Origin of the sequence: Peribacillus simplex NBRC 15720 = DSM 1321, from assembly GCF_002243645.1 — a bacterium.
GTDB classification, from domain to species: Bacteria; Bacillota; Bacilli; order Bacillales; family DSM-1321; genus Peribacillus; species Peribacillus simplex.
Map to the genome: position 1 here is coordinate 4,534,758 of NZ_CP017704.1, position 16,802 is coordinate 4,551,559.

The 16,802-nt window shown below is 42.7% G+C and carries 12 protein-coding genes; 11 read left to right on the forward strand and 1 reads right to left on the reverse strand.

The genetic code is table 11. From position 1 onward, the window contains the following. Positions 1-18: 18 nt before the first annotated feature. Positions 19-255, reverse strand: a complete 237-nt coding sequence (locus BS1321_RS21930; protein ID WP_063233102.1) for a DUF2627 domain-containing protein — start codon at positions 253-255, stop codon at positions 19-21. A 205-nt stretch (positions 256-460) separates the two neighbouring features. Between BS1321_RS21930 and BS1321_RS21935 the strand changes: the two genes are divergently transcribed. From BS1321_RS21935 to BS1321_RS21985, 11 genes are all read left to right on the forward strand, one after another. Next, complete coding sequence (locus tag BS1321_RS21935) at positions 461-2,518, forward strand: sigma-54 interaction domain-containing protein (protein WP_063233103.1); 2,058 nt, start codon at positions 461-463, stop codon at positions 2,516-2,518. Positions 2,519-2,885: 367 nt separating this feature from the next. Next, positions 2,886-3,983 carry a branched-chain amino acid dehydrogenase gene (gene bcd, locus BS1321_RS21940; RefSeq protein WP_063233104.1) on the forward strand — a complete coding sequence of 366 codons (1,098 nt, stop codon included), beginning with the start codon at positions 2,886-2,888 and terminating at the stop codon, positions 3,981-3,983. Positions 3,984-4,116: 133 nt separating this feature from the next. Beyond that, the gene (gene lpdA, locus BS1321_RS21945; protein WP_063233105.1) at positions 4,117-5,538 is read left to right on the forward strand and encodes a dihydrolipoyl dehydrogenase; all 1,422 of its coding nucleotides are present in this window, start codon (positions 4,117-4,119) and stop codon (positions 5,536-5,538) included. Between the two features lie 24 nt (positions 5,539-5,562). Then, positions 5,563-6,558 carry a thiamine pyrophosphate-dependent dehydrogenase E1 component subunit alpha gene (locus tag BS1321_RS21950; RefSeq protein ID WP_063233106.1) on the forward strand — a complete coding sequence of 332 codons (996 nt, stop codon included), beginning with the start codon at positions 5,563-5,565 and terminating at the stop codon, positions 6,556-6,558. Between the two features lie 12 nt (positions 6,559-6,570). Beyond that, complete coding sequence (locus BS1321_RS21955) at positions 6,571-7,554, forward strand: alpha-ketoacid dehydrogenase subunit beta (protein WP_063233107.1); 984 nt, start codon at positions 6,571-6,573, stop codon at positions 7,552-7,554. A gap of 26 nt (positions 7,555-7,580) precedes the next feature. Continuing rightward, positions 7,581-8,867 (forward strand): dihydrolipoamide acetyltransferase family protein, encoded by a 1,287-nt coding sequence (locus tag BS1321_RS21960; RefSeq protein ID WP_063233108.1) that lies wholly within the window; start codon positions 7,581-7,583, stop codon positions 8,865-8,867. Positions 8,868-9,221: 354 nt separating this feature from the next. Then, entirely contained in the window at positions 9,222-11,093 is a 1,872-nt protein-coding gene (locus tag BS1321_RS21965) for a methylmalonyl-CoA mutase family protein (RefSeq protein WP_063233109.1), read from the forward strand. Between the two features lies 1 nt (position 11,094). Continuing rightward, on the forward strand, positions 11,095-13,287 hold the full coding sequence (gene scpA / locus BS1321_RS21970) for a methylmalonyl-CoA mutase (protein WP_063233110.1): 2,193 nt from the start codon (positions 11,095-11,097) through the stop codon (positions 13,285-13,287). Further along, entirely contained in the window at positions 13,287-14,414 is a 1,128-nt protein-coding gene (meaB, locus tag BS1321_RS21975) for a methylmalonyl Co-A mutase-associated GTPase MeaB (RefSeq protein ID WP_063233111.1), read from the forward strand. Before scpA ends, meaB begins: the two co-directional genes overlap by 1 nt. A 209-nt stretch (positions 14,415-14,623) precedes the next feature. Continuing rightward, positions 14,624-15,061: a BrxA/BrxB family bacilliredoxin gene (locus BS1321_RS21980; protein WP_034308239.1), complete on the forward strand. Its 438-nt coding sequence runs from the start codon at positions 14,624-14,626 to the stop codon at positions 15,059-15,061. Positions 15,062-15,892: 831 nt separating this feature from the next. Further along, on the forward strand, positions 15,893-16,696 hold the full coding sequence (locus tag BS1321_RS21985) for a transporter substrate-binding domain-containing protein (RefSeq protein ID WP_174524163.1): 804 nt from the start codon (positions 15,893-15,895) through the stop codon (positions 16,694-16,696). Positions 16,697-16,802: the final 106 nt, after the last annotated feature.

Sequence of the window (16,802 nt, forward strand, 5' to 3'; positions counted from 1 at the left end):
GACACCTTCTTTTTGCGTTTAAAATTTATTGAACCTGCTTTGGACCTTATTTTGCTTTCGATCTCGATGAAGGACGAAGCCGGCGATAAAGGCTATTCCGCCAATTGTAATGAGCAGTCCGATTAAAAATTGCAGCCAAAGGATTGGATAGGGAGGCTGTAAAATACCGAACACCATGTCCCTCATTATTTTTATGCCATAGGCAGCAAAGGCACCGGGTATAAAAAGAATCAAAAAAGCGATTAAACGTTTCATGCGGTCAAATCCCTTCCGAAAATTCTGTCTTTAAAAAATGATAAAGGATATAAATTATTTGTCAAGTTTCGGGAATCTAGATAATGACTGGGAGTTGGTGGCTGTTTTTTAAGCCTGCCGATATGGTAAAATGGTGTGCAGTATGAAAAAAATTGCAGGGAATGATCTATTAAAAGGGGTAATTATATTTTAAGGGGGATGGCTCATGCAAAAGGTCATGATAGTAGGGGGAGGAGTGGGAGGGACAACTGTGTTGAAACTCCTATCGGAAAGTGAAGTATTCTCCATTGTTTGTATGGCTGATACGAATGAATCCGCTGAAGGGATGCTTGCTGCAAAGGAACGAAAGATTCCTACAGTGACCAATTGGAGCATGGGATTGGAGCGGGACTTGGACATCATTTTTGATACGACCGGTGACCCGTCTGTCTATAAAAAGATAAAAAGGGACATGGGCGAACAAACGATTCTTATTCCTGGAAGTGTCGCCCTCATAATGGCAAAGTTGTTTGAAGAGAAAAATCGCTTAATAAGTAAATTGGAGAATACCTCGGCAAAAATGGACTTGATCCTTAATACGACCAGTGAAGGGATGGTGGTGATTGATCATGAAGGATTCATCATCATGTTCAATGATAGTGCGGAACGTGCATCTGACACAAAGCGCGAGGATGTGATAGGCAGACATATCAAAGATTTCATCCCTTCAACTGGATTGCTGCGAGTGATGCAAACGAACCAAAAAGAAGTAAATCAGGAAATCACCCTCAGCAATGGGATGGAACTCATAACGACAAGGATACCTCTGGTGAATGCCGATAAGGAAATCATAGGGGCTTTTTCCGTGTTTAGGAATAAAACGGAGGCTGTACAATTGGCGGAGCAGATCACTGATTTAAAAGAGATACAGACGATGCTCCAGGCCATCATTCAATCCAGTGATGAAGCCATATCTGTTGTCGATGATCAAGGCAGGGGGCTTTTGATCAATCCGGCATATACAAGAATCACTGGCTTAACAAAGACCCAAGTGATTGGTAAGCCGGCTTCCATCGATATTTACGAAGGTGAAAGTATGCATATGAAAGTGCTTCAGACAAAAAAACCTGTTCGGGGTGTCAATATGCGTGTCGGCCCAAAACATAAGGAAGTGATCGTGAATGTTGCTCCAATCATCGTGGATGGGTGCCTGAAAGGGAGCGTTGGCGTCATTCATGATGTATCGGAAATTCAAGCCTTGACCCATGAACTGAATCGGGCAAGACAGATTATTCGTACATTGCAGGCTAAATATTCCTTTGATGATATAATTGGGGCTTCCGAAGAGATGAAGCTTCCGATTGAACAGGCGAAGTTATCGGCAAAAACACCTGCTACTGTCTTATTAAGAGGGGAATCAGGGACTGGCAAAGAGTTATTTGCACACGCCATACATAATGCAAGCGATAGGAAATTCAATAAATTCGTACGTGTAAATTGTGCGGCCATCTCGGAATCATTACTTGAAAGTGAACTGTTCGGTTATGATGAAGGAGCCTTTACAGGGGCAAGCAGGGGAGGAAAGGTCGGTTTTTTTGAAGAGGCAAATCAAGGGAGTATCTTTTTGGACGAAATTGGTGAATTACCAGCCAACATCCAAGCTAAATTACTTCGGGTTTTACAAGAAAAGGAAATCATCAGAGTGGGTGGGACGAAGCCGATTCCCATCAATGTCAGGGTCATAGCCGCTACGAATATCAATCTTGAACAGGCCATCGCTACCGGATCATTCAGGGAAGACTTGTATTTCAGGCTGAACCGCATGCCTATTTTCATTGCTCCACTAAGAAAGCGAAGAGAAGATTTGAGAGAATTGGCGGAGCATTTGATTAATAAAATCAATCAAGAGTATGGACGGAGCATAGAGGGAATTACAGCAGCAGCTATACATAAGATGCAAATATACAACTGGCCAGGTAATGTGAGGGAACTGGAAAATATCTTAGGACGGGCAATCATTTTCATGAAATTGAACGAGACGATCATTGATATACATCATATTCCGGATTTTATCGAAGAGGTTCCATTAAAACAGGAGAAATTAGTAATGAAGCCTTCTGGCTACGTATCGGGGAAACCGCTCTCGGAGATAATAGACCAGTATGAAGCCGAAATCATTCAGCAAGCGTTCCATACCCACAAGGGAAATAAAACACTTACGGCAAAAGCATTAGGGATTTCAGTTAGAAATCTATATTACAAAATGGAAAAATTAAAACTGTGAAAATTTTTGCACGCAAAAAATTGCGCACTATGAAAAAAACTGCACGGAATTTTCTGATTTATTTTAATTTAAGCGAGACTCCACTTCTAACATGAAATTTTTTTGAATTTGTTATAGGCTATAGTTGCCAACATATTAACCTTCATCTCCTTTTTTTGGATAAAAAGGCTCTCATAATGTATTTTATTGGCATGTTATTTGCATATTTAGAAGGTGCATGGATTTTTCAAGGGACCATTCCCCATGGGGAAAATATCATGTGAGTAGCGGATTTTATTTAAAATGAACGTAGGAACAAGTAAGAATGAGGAGTAATTTAGTGTCCTCATATCTGACATGTATTAAAACATCTAGGGAGGATTCCTTTATGGAAATTTTTAAATATCTTGAGAAGTATGATTACGAGCAACTGCTATTCTGTCAGGATAAACAATCGGGTTTGAAAGCGATTATTGCCATTCATGATACAACATTAGGGCCTGCGCTTGGAGGCACAAGGATGTGGACGTATGCATCTGAAGAAGAAGCCATTGAAGATGCCTTAAGGCTTTCGAGAGGAATGACATATAAGAACGCAGCTGCCGGCTTGAATTTAGGCGGGGGGAAAACCGTCATCATCGGCGATCCGCGTAAGGATAAAAATGAAGAAATGTTCCGTGCATTCGGAAGGTATATCCAAGGGCTGAATGGGCGTTATATAACAGCTGAAGATGTAGGTACAACGGTTGAGGATATGGATCTCATTCATGAGGAGACGGATTTTGTCACTGGGATTTCCCCTGCATTCGGTTCTTCGGGTAACCCTTCCCCTGTAACTGCTTATGGGGTGTATCGCGGTATGAAGGCTGCTGCAAAAGAAGCATTCGGAACTGATTCTTTAGAAGGCAAGGTAATTGCAGTCCAAGGCGTCGGGAATGTTTCTTATAACTTATGCCGTCACCTTCATGAGGAGGGCGCCAAGCTGATCGTTACGGATATAAATAAAGAAAGCGTGGCCCGTGCGGTTGAATCCTTTGGGGCGACTGCAGTGAATCCTGATGAAATTTATGGAGTCGACTGTGATATCTATGCACCATGTGCGTTAGGGGCGGTCATAAATGATCATACAATCAATCAAATCAGGGCGAAGGTCATTGCAGGTGCAGCCAATAATCAATTAAAGGAACCTGTTCATGGCGATCAAATTCATGAAAAAGGTATTATATATGCACCTGATTATGTAATTAATGCAGGTGGAGTCATAAATGTAGCCGATGAGCTTCTAGGGTATAATCGGGAAAGAGCCCTTAAGAAAGTGGAAACGGTTTATGATACAATTGAACGAGTCATCGAGATTGCAAAACGTGATCAAATCCCAACTTATAAAGCAGCGGATAGGATGGCAGAGGAGCGCATTGCTCGCATGAGGAATTCAAGGAGCCAATTCTTGCAAAATGAAAAACACATCTTGAATGGAAGAAAGTGAATGTAGTTTTACAAGATAATATAGATTCCTGTGTTTTTTTTAATAAACACAGGAATTTTCAACATGGATAACGTAATAAACATAGGGCAAGAAAAATGGTGACAATAGTATGTATTTGTGAGGAGGAGCGGTTTTGGCTGAAGAATTTGACCTCGTTATCCTCGGCGGAGGAACAGGCGGGTATGTGGCAGCGATAAAGGCTGCTCAATTAGGATTGAAAACGGCTGTCGTGGAGAAAGGCAAGCTCGGCGGAACGTGTCTACATAAAGGCTGTATCCCTTCAAAAGCACTTTTAAGGAGTGCGGAAGTTTATCAGACTGCAGTGAAAAGTGAGGAATTCGGTGTTGTTACCGGGGATGTAAAGGTAGATTTCCTTAAGGTGCAGGAAAGAAAGAATAAAGTGGTCGATCAACTCTATAAAGGTGTCCAGCACTTGATGAAACAAGGGAAGATAACGGTTTATGAAGGGTTAGGACGTATACTTGGTCCATCTATATTTTCACCGATGCCTGGGACAATTTCCGTGGAAATGAATAATGGCAGTGAAAATGAAATGCTCATTCCTCAGAATGTCATCATTGCCACCGGTTCGCGTCCGAGGACACTGCCTGGTTTGACGATTGATGGGGAATTTGTGCTTACATCGGATGAAGCTCTAAAGCTTGAGAGTCTGCCAAAATCAATGATTATTGTAGGCGGGGGAGTAATCGGCATTGAATGGGCTTCGATGCTCAATGATTTTGGCGTGGAAGTGACAGTACTGGAATATGCAGATAGAATCATCCCGACTGAGGACCATGATATTTCCAGTGAAATGCTTCGTCTCCTAACGAAAAAGGGCGTCAAATTCGTTACAGGTGCCAAGGTATTGCCTGAAACCCTGAAAACGGATGTTTCAGTATCCATTTCTGCTGAAGTCAAAGGTTCGCTAGAGGAATTCACAGCTGAAAAAATGCTGGTTTCCGTAGGCAGATCAGCAAATGTTGAAGGGATCGGCCTTGAAAATACGGAAATTGTGAAAGAAAAAGGTTTTATTGAAACCAATGACTTCTTCCAAACGAAGGAATCACATATCTATGCGATCGGTGATTGTATCGGCGGTCTGCAATTGGCTCACGTTGCCTCCCATGAAGGTATTACGGCTGTTGAACATATAACAGGCCAAAAACCGGAACGGCTGGATTATTCGCTCATTTCAAAATGTGTGTATTCAAGCCCTGAAGCTGCAAGTGTCGGTTTGACGGAAGAACAGGCAAACAAGGAAGGCTATGATCTTAAAATTGGGAAATTCCCATTCCGTGCAGTTGGTAAGGCCCTTGTTTTCGGGGAAGCGGATGGTTTTGTCAAAATCATCGCCGATAAGAAAACGGATGATATACTGGGCGTTCATATGATCGGACCACATGTTACGGATATGATTTCAGAAGCGGGACTTGCAAAAGTGCTTGATGCGACACCTTGGGAGATAGGCAAGACAATTCATCCGCACCCAAGTCTTTCTGAAGCAATCGGAGAGGCGGCCCTTGCTGTCGATGGACGTGCCATTCATTCATAAAGAATAAGGTCAGGAGGTTTTATGATGGTAGAGAATCGTCATGAACAATTAGGCTTAAATGAGGAAACGGTTTTAGATATGTACCGGACAATGCTTTTGTCCCGCAGAATTGATGAGCGCATGTGGCTTTTAAACCGATCCGGGAAAATTCCCTTCGTGATTTCCTGCCAGGGGCAAGAAGCTGCACAGGTTGGGGCAGCGTTTGCGCTTGATCGGCAAAAGGATTATGTACTGCCTTATTATCGGGATGTAGGTGTGGTGCTTACCTTCGGAATGACCGCAAAAGACTTGATGCTTTCAGGTTTCGCGAAAGAGGAAGATCCCAATTCCGGCGGGCGCCAAATGCCTGGTCATTTTGGTCAAAAGAAAAATAGGATCGTCACTGGTTCATCGCCTGTAACGACACAGGTCCCGCATGCTGTTGGAATTGCACTTGCAGGGAAGATGGAAGGTAAGGATTTGGTAACTTTCGTAACGTTTGGGGAAGGTTCATCCAATCAGGGCGATTTTCATGAAGGGGCCAACTTTGCAGGTGTGCATAAGCTACCGGTCATTTTCATGTGTGAAAATAATAAATATGCGATTTCTGTTCCTATTTCCAAACAGCTATCGTGTGAAAATGTTTCCGACAGGGCGATTGGCTATGGGATGCCTGGAATAACGGTGGATGGCAATGATCCATTGGCAGTGTATGCAGCGGTGAAAGAAGCGGCTGACCGTGCACGAAGGGGAGAAGGCCCTACACTAGTAGAAACCGTTTCATACAGGCTCACACCTCATTCAAGTGATGATGATGACCGAAGCTACCGGACAGCGGACGAAGTGGCCGAAGCCAAAACGAAGGATTCCATAATGACATTTGGAGCGTATTTAAAAGAAGTGGGAATCATGGATGATGACATTGAGAAACAAATGAATGATGAAGTCATGAAGATAGTCAACGAAGCAACCGATTATGCTGAAAATGCTCCATATCCGAAGGCTGAAAGTGCTATGAATCATGTGTATGCACAAAAGTAAGGGGGTAATAGAATGCCAGTGATTTCTTATATAGATGCCGTGACAATGGCAATGAGGGAAGAGATGGAACGCGATTCCCGTGTATTCGTATTGGGAGAGGATGTAGGAAAAAAAGGTGGGGTCTTTAAAGCTACTAATGGTTTATACGACCAATTCGGTGAAGCCAGGGTCATCGATACCCCTCTCGCTGAATCTGCAATTGCAGGAGTGGGAATTGGAGCCGCCATGTATGGGCTTCGGCCGATAGCTGAGATGCAATTTGCTGATTTCATCATGCCTGCCATTAACCAAATAGTTTCAGAGGCAGCCAAGATTAGATACCGTTCTAATAATGACTGGAGCTGTCCTATGGTAATCCGTGCTCCATATGGAGGAGGGATTCATGGAGCTCTTTATCATTCACAATCGGTTGAAGCAATCTTTGCTAATCAGCCGGGCTTGAAAATTGTGATGCCTTCCACTCCGTATGATGTAAAGGGTTTGCTTAAAGCTGCCATTCGCGATGAAGACCCAGTGCTTTTCTTTGAACATAAACGCGCATACCGCTTGATCAAGGGTGAGGTACCCACTGAAGATTATGTACTTCCAATTGGTAAGGCGGATGTGAAAAGGGAAGGGGAAGACATTACTGTCATCTCCTATGGCCTTTGTGTGCATTTTGCCCTTCAGGCAGCGGAAAAATTAGCTGCAGATGGAATTTCTGCACATGTTCTTGACTTGCGTACGGTCTACCCTTTGGATAAGGATGCTATTATAGAAGCAGCTTCTAAAACGGGGAAAGTATTACTGGTTACGGAAGATAATAAAGAAGGAAGCATCATGAGTGAGGTCGCAGCCATCATTGCTGAGCATTGCCTTTTTGATTTGGATGCCCCTGTAAAACGATTGGCCGGACCTGATGTACCTGCCATGCCATATGCGCCTACGATGGAAAAACATTTTATGGTGAATCCTGATAAGGTGGAAAAAGCTATGAGGGAATTGGCCGAGTATTAATGACTGTTAAGAAGGAGGAATGAATTATGGCTATGGAATTAATGAAGATGCCTCAACTAGGCGAAAGTGTCACAGAGGGAACCATCAGTAAATGGCTTGTGAAGCCAGGGGATCATGTCACGAAATACGACCCGCTAGCTGAAGTGATGACAGATAAAGTAAATGCTGAGGTTCCTTCTTCCTTCACCGGCATCATCAAGGAATTGAAAGCGGATGAGAATCAAACATTGGCAGTCGGGGAAGTCATTTGCTCGATTGAAGTTGAAGCGGCAAAGACGGATAACGGAAATGCTGGGCAGGTTTCTCATAGTGAGGAAAATGTTGAAGCACCTGTTACAAGAGATGTGCAGCAAGCGTCGGCCGAACCATCAAGGAAAGCTCGCTATTCGCCAGCTGTGTTAAAACTTTCCCAGGAGCATGGAATAGATCTTTCAAAAGTTAAAGGAACGGGGAATGAGGGACGGATCACCCGTAAAGATTTATTGAAACTTGTTGAATCAGGGAATCTTCCTAAGGCGGATGAGCCTTCCGCAATATCCGATTCGGTTCCTGAAGCGATCGCTCCTCAAGTTAATCGTCAAACCAGTCCAGTAACAAACGTGACTACTGCGGCTGGTGACAAGGAAATACCTGTTACCGGCATCCGAAAGGCAATTGCGTCCAATATGTTGAAAAGTAAGCACGAAATTCCACATGCCTGGACGATGGTGGAAGTTGACGCAAGCAATATGGTGAAGTTGCGTGATAATCTAAAATCCGGCTTTAAACAAAAAGAAGGCTATAATTTAACGTACTTTGCCTTTTTCGTAAAAGCGGTTGCTCAAGCCCTTACGGAATTTCCAGAGCTCAATTCGATGTGGGCAGGCGAAAAGATCATACAAAAGAAAGAAATCAATATATCAATAGCCGTTGCAACTGAAGATGCCTTATTTGTACCGGTCATTAAAAATGCGGATGAAAAATCAATCAAAGGTATAGCAAGGGAGATACAGGAACTCGCATCCAAAGTTAAGGCGGGTAAGTTAAAAGCAGAGGATATGCAAGGTGGTACGTTCACTGTTAATAACACTGGTTCATTCGGTTCTGTCCAGTCCATGGGAATCATTAATTACCCACAGGCGGCCATTTTACAAGTTGAAACGATTGTAAAACGCCCAGTGGTCATAAATGACATGATTGCAGTACGAGATATGGTGAATCTCTGTTTATCACTTGATCATCGTGTTTTGGACGGACTGGTATGCGGCCGATTCCTCGCGAGGGTTAAAGAAATCATCGAAAAGATTTCCAAAGATAACACTTCCATATACTAAAATGAAGAAAAGGAAGGCCGGTAGGTCCTTCCTTTTTGTTTTGTGCTTCACTTTTCCATAGAAAAACATCGACAAATATTTTATTTTTGCTATTATTTTATTAAGAGCTGTTCTAATACAGATCAGGGGCTGTACTTGATTTATAAAGAGGCGAAATAGGCTAGTGGTTTCCCTAATAACAGGTTTGCTAATTTCTATTGTCTTAAATTTCAAGAAAATTATGGTAGAATGTTAGTATAATCCAGATCAAATTGATGGGAGGGTGGTTTTCTTATCCAAAACTGACTGAGCGTTCGTTCTCCCAATGAAAGGACAGGGCGTGTGAGGCGGCAGAAGATAAGAAAGCGATTACAGATGGAACTGAAAGATGTAAAAAACATAACCTTTCCTAAGCCTTCTTTTGAAGAGTGGAAAGAAGCTACGGAAGCAAGTTTAAAAGGGAAAAGTGTAGAAAAATTAAAAACGAATACATATGAGGACATCACTTTATATCCGCTCTATACAGAAAAGGCGGACGAAAAAGTGGCTGAATTGCCAGGATTATTCCCTTTCACCAGAGGGACGTTCCCAACGGGTTATCATGAAAAACCTTGGCTTGCCGTTCAACCTGTAAGCGGTATCACGGCTGAAGAAGCAAATGAAAAGATGAAGGCTTCATTCAAGCGCGGTCAAAATGTCGTGGCATACCCTGCACGATTGCTTGCCGAGGGAGCAAGGGCTGAAAAATTGTTTAAGGATATCCCATTAAAAGAAATCCCGGTTTTCATTGACCTTAAGGGGAAACAAAAAGGATTATTCCCTCAATTCAATGCTGTTGCCGAAGCACAAAATACCCAATTGAAAGGCGTTATTGCAGAAGATCCCATTGCAGAATGGCTCATTTGCGGTCAGCTGCCAGAAGATACGGATAACTATTTTGCAGAATGGCTGAAGACGATCCAAGATTATCAGAAGGTAGGCAGGGATCTAAAGACTGTTTTGATTAATACGGCAGTCTATCATAATGGAGGAGCTAATGCCGTACAAGAAATAGCGTACGGATTATCGGCGGCCGTCCAATATCTATTGGAAGGGCAAAAACAAGGGCTTTCTATTGCTTCGGTTTCCGAAAAAATAGTTTTCTCTTTTGCTGTGGATTCCAATTACTTCATGTCCATCGCTAAACTGCGGGCTGCCAGAAGGCTTTGGGCAGGTCTTGCAGAAGCTTTCGATACAGCATCGGACCATTTTAAAATGGCGATACATGCCGTTACTTCCGAGTTGACAGAAACGCTATATGATCAGCATGTCAATATTCTACGGACCACAAACCAAGCTTTCGCTGCTGCTATTGGAGGCATTCAATATCTTCAAATTCATCCATTTACACACGCAACTGGTGAAACCGATGATTTTTCAGAAAGAATTGCCCGTAATACTCACTTGATTTTAAAAGAAGAAACAAATATCACAACAGTGGTCGATCCTGCTGGCGGTTCATGGTATGTGGAACAATTAACGGATGAATTGGCTGAAAAGGCTTGGGCGAAATTCCTTGAAATCGATGCAGCCGGAGGGATTTTAGAGCTAATTAAACAAGGCACCCTTCAGAAAGAAATAGCTGAAGTTTATCAAGGAAGAGTTCAAAATGCGGCGTTCAGAAAAGAAAGTATCATCGGAACGAATGTATATCCGAATCCGGCTGATAAGATTAAAACCCCGACACAGGATAACCATGTGTCATATATGAAAGTTGAGAATCCGGCTGGCATTACCCCACTTGCCAAGAATCGGGTATCCATTCAGTTTGAACAGATTAGACTTCGGAGTGAAAAGTATAAAGAAATAAGTGGAACGGCCCCAACTATTGGTTTAATTAATTTGAAAAATCTTAAATCATATAAACCTCGTGCAGATTTCGTTAAAAGTCTTGCTGCAGCAGGTGGTATTGAAACAATCGGCAGTAAGGGGTGTCAAACGGTTGAGGAAGCAGTCGATTATGTAGCTGCGACCAGGCTCCCTATCTATTGTGTTTGCGGCAGTGATGGTGACTACTCGGAATTAGCGCCAATCACCATTAAAGAAATTAAAAAGCAATTCCCTGAAATCACTATTTATAGTGCCGGCAAGCAGGAAGAAGAATTGGAGATTACACTAAGTGAAGCCGGAGTCCAAGATTTTATCCATGTTAAAACAAATGCAATAGCCATTTTACTGGAATTATTGCAAAAGCTGGGGGTGAACTGAAATGAAAATACCGAATTTTTCTGCTATAAATCCTGCTAAGTCTGAGAATAAAGGTACGGTGGAAGCATGGAAAAAGGAAGCCGAAAAAGCAGTTGGGAAAAACATTGAGGATCTTCTGTTTGAAACCAATGAACAAATAAAAATCAAACCTCTTTATATTGAGGAAGATAATCGTGACTTGGAGCATATGGAAAGCGTGCCAGGCATCGCTCCTTTTACAAGAGGGCCCTATCCTTCGATGTATGTCAATCGTCCTTGGACGGTACGTCAGTATGCAGGTTTTTCAACTGCTGAAGAATCCAATGCATTTTACAGACGTAACCTGGCGATGGGGCAAAAAGGGCTCTCAGTTGCCTTTGATTTAGCTACACACCGCGGTTATGACTCCGATCATCCACGCGTTGTCGGTGATGTGGGGAAGGCGGGAGTTGCCATTGATTCCATTCTTGACATGAAAATCTTGTTTGACGGCATTCCGCTTGATCAGATGTCCGTGTCAATGACGATGAACGGTGCTGTATTACCCATCCTTGCATTTTATATCGTTACAGCTGAAGAACAGGGCGTAACACAGGATAAGCTATCAGGCACGATTCAAAATGACATCTTAAAGGAATACATGGTTCGGAATACGTATATCTACCCACCTGAAATGTCCATGAAAATCATAGCTGATATATTCGAGTATACATCCAAATATATGCCCAAGTTCAATTCAATTTCCATCTCCGGTTATCATCTGCAAGAAGCGGGGGCGCCGGCTGATATTGAACTTGCCTATACGTTGGCGGATGGGCTTGAGTATGCACGTACCGGAATGAAAGCAGGTATTGATATCGATAAATTTGCACCACGCCTGTCATTCTTCTGGGCTGTAGGAATGAACTATTTCATGGAAGTGGCGAAAATGAGGGCGGCTCGTTTCATTTGGTCAAAACTGATGAAACAATTCGAACCGAAAAATAATAAAGCGATGGCATTGAGGACTCATTCCCAAACATCCGGCTGGAGCCTTTCCGAACAGGATCCGTTTAATAATGTCGCAAGGACCCTTATTGAAGCGCATGCTGCTGCACTTGGGCATACACAGTCCCTGCATACGAACGCATTGGATGAGGCCATTGCCCTGCCAACGGATTTCTCGGCACGCATTGCACGTAACACACAGCTATATCTGCAGGAGGAAACCGGGATTACAAAAGTAATCGATCCATGGGCGGGTTCTTACTATGTAGAATCGCTCACAAATGAATTGATCGATCGGGCTTGGGCTCACATAGAAGAAATCGAAGGTCTTGGAGGAATGGCGAAGGCAATAGAAACCGGTCTTCCAAAAATGAGGATCGAGGAAGCGGCTGCAAAGCGTCAGGCTAAAATCGATTCTCAAGATGAAACGATCGTTGGCGTCAATAAATATCGTTTGAAAAAAGAAGATCCGATTGAAATACTGGAAATTGATAATACAGCAGTTCGCGAAAGTCAGCTTAAGCGTTTGAGCGAATTAAAAGCGAAACGTGATCAGGCAAAGGTGGATGAAGCTCTTCAAGCGCTATCCATGGCTGCCAAAACTGGTGAAGGTAACCTTCTTGAACTGGCTGTGCAAGCTGCAAGAGTACGGGCTTCATTAGGTGAAATCTCCGATGCGATCGAAGAGGTGGCTGGACGTCACAAAGCAACGATCCGGTCTATCAGCGGCGTATATAGCTCGGCATACTCAAAAGAAGCTGAAATTGAGGAAGTCGTCCGCATGACGAAAGAGTTCCTTGAAAATGAAGGAAGAAGACCGCGTTTGTTAATGGCTAAAATGGGTCAGGACGGTCATGATCGTGGAGCTAAAGTAGTAGGAACGGGGTTTGCGGATTTAGGCTATGATGTCGATATCGGTCCATTATTCCAAACACCGAAAGAAACCGCCATCCAGGCCGTGGAAAATGATGTGCATGTAGTCGGAATGAGTTCGCTTGCTGCCGGTCATAAAACATTGTTGCCGCAGCTTATGACGGAACTGAAGAACTTGGGCCGTGAGGACATTATAGTGATCGTAGGCGGCGTCATCCCTGCACAGGATTATGATTACCTAATGGAAAATGGCGCTACAGCCATTTTTGGACCTGGTACGGTCATTCCACAGGCAGCAAAGAAAGTGCTTCAGGAAATATACAATCGCCTCGGATATGAGGAAGTGGCCCAATAATGAGTGAAGACAAGAAGCCCGAATGGGTCGATCTTAACAATCAGGAAGGTTTTGCTTCTTCATTAAAGCCAGGTGTTGAATTAGCAGCAAGCCATAACAAACCTTCAAAAAGCAAATTCGTCAAAAAACATAATGTAAACATACCGGTCCATGAACTTAAAGAGGGAATCATAAAAGGGGACAGGGCCAAGCTAGCTAAAGGGATTACATTGGTTGAAAGCAATGCATCCCAACACTTAGATCATGCACAGGAATTATTGCATGCCATCCTTCCTCATACAGGGAACTCGATTCGCATCGGGGTTTCCGGAGTGCCCGGTGCCGGAAAAAGTACCTTCATCGAGACGTTCGGAACCTACTTATGTGACAGGGGCCATAAGGTTGCTGTTCTAGCCGTCGATCCAAGCTCTTCGATCAATGGTGGAAGTATACTAGGCGATAAAACAAGGATGGAGGAGCTTGCAAAAAACCCCCATGCCTTCATAAGACCCTCACCATCCGAAGGCACTCTGGGAGGGGTTCACCGCAAAACGAGGGAAACCATGTTGCTTTGTGAAGCGGCAGGATTTGATGTGATACTGATAGAAACTGTCGGGGTCGGTCAAAGTGAGGCTATAGTTCGAAGTATGGTCGACTTCTTCATGCTCCTTGTCCTTACAGGTGCCGGAGATGAATTACAAGGGATGAAAAAAGGGATTCTGGAACTTGTGGACGGAATTGTGGTCAATAAAGCCGATGGAGAGAACATTCCACTGGCGAATAGGACTAAGTCCGAATATAGCAGAATCTTGCACTTCCTTCAGCCAGCAACAAAGGGATGGGCAGGAAAGGCATATACTTGTTCCGCGATAACCGGTAAAGGAATTCCTGAGCTTTGGGATGTATTGAATGAATTTTCCGATATGACCAAGGAATCAGGTGTTTTTCAAGAACGGAGAAGAATGCAATCTAAGGAATGGCTTTATTCATTGATGGATCACCAGCTTAAAACGATGTTTTATAAAAATGAAACCGTCAAGAGTCTTCTCCCAATACTCGAAAATCAAGTGATGTCAGGGAATAAAACGGTTACTGCTGCTGTTAAGCAGGTCTTTCAATCTTTTACCGATACATTTAAGTCAAATTAAACAGAAAAAGGATGGGGCATGCGTGGATTGTCTCCCAGCATGCCCCATCCTTTTGTAAGTCTTGTTGTTACACACATGATTCCCGCTGCCCTTTCGTTTTAAACATGTTCGGAAACGGTTTATGCGGTTTTAACAGGTAAATTTATTGAATCACGAAGTGGCAATTGTTATGATAGGATTGAAGAGAAAACTTGGAAGGAGCAAATGCCATGAATATGGATTTTAATTTTTTAATGAACGACGTAGTCAAACAGGCTCGCGATGAGATAAAGACTGCTGGATATACAGAATTGACTACTCCCGAGGAAGTAGAGGAAGTATTTGCACAAAAAGGAACGACACTTGTTATGGTAAACTCCGTTTGTGGCTGTGCTGGTGGAATAGCTAGACCTGCAGCGGCTCATGCAATCCATAATGATAAACGCCCAGATCAGCTTGTAACCGTTTTTGCTGGGCAGGATAAAGAGGCGACGGAGAAAGCCCGTGATTATTTCGAAGGGTATCCGCCATCATCCCCATCATTTGCATTGCTGAAAGATGGAAAAATCATCACCATGATAGAACGCCATGAAATTGAAGGGCACCACCCGATGTCTGTAGTTGAAAAATTACAAGACTACTTCGATCAATATTGCGAAGAAGTGTAACCTATAGCGATAAGTAAACCCGCCCATTCGGCGGGTTTTAGTTTGACGGCAAAATGGGGGTTCGGAGTGCTCTCACCCGAACCATGATTTTAAAACAAGACTGGATTATCCTTTATGTTTTTTAATGTTTTAAGAAATCAACTGAATGTTAGGTTTGTTAAAATAGAACGTTGATTTCCACTCCAGGTACTCGCTTTCCGCGGGCGGTCAGCCCTCGGCGCTCCTTGCGCCTAGGGGGTCTCCCTTGGACACGCATTCCCCCGCAGGAGTCTCGTACCTTCCTGTCCAATCAACTGGAATGTTTTTTAAAACTTTAGGCAAACTGGATCTTCTTAAATTTGGATGAAACCCTTATTAGATTGAAGAAATTTGCGACACTCCTGCCGAATAACTGGCTAGCCAAGACCCCGTAGGCGCTTGCGGCGAGAAGGCTTGGCAGACAGTCGGCGGAAAGGGAGTGAATTTCTGAAATTAACTGGAATTTTTTTAAGAAAAAACTGTATGCAAACTAGATTTTCTTCTAGTTTGTCCAGTCTGAAACCCGCCCAATCGGCGGGTTTTTTTATTCATGAATTTGCATAAGTCAGGAACATTTGGGAAAGAAGATAGATAAGGATGTCGATATATTCCCTTTGGTGAAAAAGCGCGGATCTCAGAAATAAAATTATAGCAATATTCTGAAAAATGAATCTATTATTTACGTTATTGAATAATTATTAGAGTGTGTTAAAATACACATTAGTGTATGAATATTAGTTATTCGAAATTTAACTAAATCAAATTTAATAACAAGAGAATTGAAAATATCATTTTGGAGGAATAATAATGAAGTTGAAAAAGCAGTTAGCATTGTTGCTTACTTCTGTTTTATTAGTAGGTATTTTAGCGGCATGCGGAACATCAGAAAAAGAAGATAAGAACACAGCTGACAAAGAAGACAAAAAGGTCCTGGTAATGGGAACATCTGCGGATTATCCGCCATTTGAATTTGTTGAAACATCTAAAAGTGATGAAATCAAAGGATTTGACATTGATATCGCTAAAGCAATCGGAAAAAAATTAGGTTATGAGGTCCAAGTGAAGGACATTGACTTTAATAGTCTTGTGCCTGCCCTGGAGAATAAATCGGTCGATTTCGTTATCTCTGGAATGACTCCAACAGAAAAACGTGAGCAATCAGTCGATTTCAGTGATATTTACTATACAGCTAAAAACATGATCATCACGACAAAGGACAGTAAAATCAAAACTGTTGAAGATTTAAAAGGGAAAACGGTAGGCGTACAGCTTGCATCCATTCAGGAGACATTGGCAAATGACTTGAATAAATCCCAAGATATCGGGATGAAAGTTGAAAAACGGAATCGTATTCCTGAGGTTGTACAAGAAATGTCAACAGGACGTTTTGACGCCGTGATTATGGAAGATACTGTGGCAAAAGGCTACTTGAAAGATAATAAAGAATTGGTGGGCCATTTGATCGAGTCCGGTGAACAAGATGCCGGTTCGGCAATCGCTTTCCAAAAAGGAAGCAAGTTAACTGAAGAATTCAATGCCGAGTTGAAAAAAATGTTAGAGAATGGTGAAATGGAAAAATTAATAATAAAATGGTTCGGTGGCAGTGAAACTGAATAATACAGAGAGATGAAAAGCGTTCAGAAGAGATTTAGTATGCCTTCTGAACGTTTTTCCGCGCTTTATTGTTAGTTAAATGAAGCAGGAGGAAGGACCTAATATAACG

Bases quoted from the DNA above. Each gene is read 5' to 3' on its own strand.
- BS1321_RS21930 (WP_063233102.1), bottom strand. From the start codon at position 255: ATGAAACGTTTAATCGCTTTTTTGATTCTTTTTATACCCGGTGCCTTT.
- BS1321_RS21935 (WP_063233103.1), top strand. From the start codon at position 461: ATGCAAAAGGTCATGATAGTAGGGGGAGGAGTGGGAGGGACAACTGTG.
- bcd (WP_063233104.1), top strand. From the start codon at position 2,886: ATGGAAATTTTTAAATATCTTGAGAAGTATGATTACGAGCAACTGCTA.
- BS1321_RS21950 (WP_063233106.1), top strand. From the start codon at position 5,563: ATGGTAGAGAATCGTCATGAACAATTAGGCTTAAATGAGGAAACGGTT.
- BS1321_RS21955 (WP_063233107.1), top strand. From the start codon at position 6,571: ATGCCAGTGATTTCTTATATAGATGCCGTGACAATGGCAATGAGGGAA.
- BS1321_RS21960 (WP_063233108.1), top strand. From the start codon at position 7,581: ATGGCTATGGAATTAATGAAGATGCCTCAACTAGGCGAAAGTGTCACA.
- BS1321_RS21965 (WP_063233109.1), top strand. From the start codon at position 9,222: ATGGAACTGAAAGATGTAAAAAACATAACCTTTCCTAAGCCTTCTTTT.
- scpA (WP_063233110.1), top strand. From the start codon at position 11,095: ATGAAAATACCGAATTTTTCTGCTATAAATCCTGCTAAGTCTGAGAAT.
- meaB (WP_063233111.1), top strand. From the start codon at position 13,287: ATGAGTGAAGACAAGAAGCCCGAATGGGTCGATCTTAACAATCAGGAA.
- BS1321_RS21980 (WP_034308239.1), top strand. From the start codon at position 14,624: ATGAATATGGATTTTAATTTTTTAATGAACGACGTAGTCAAACAGGCT.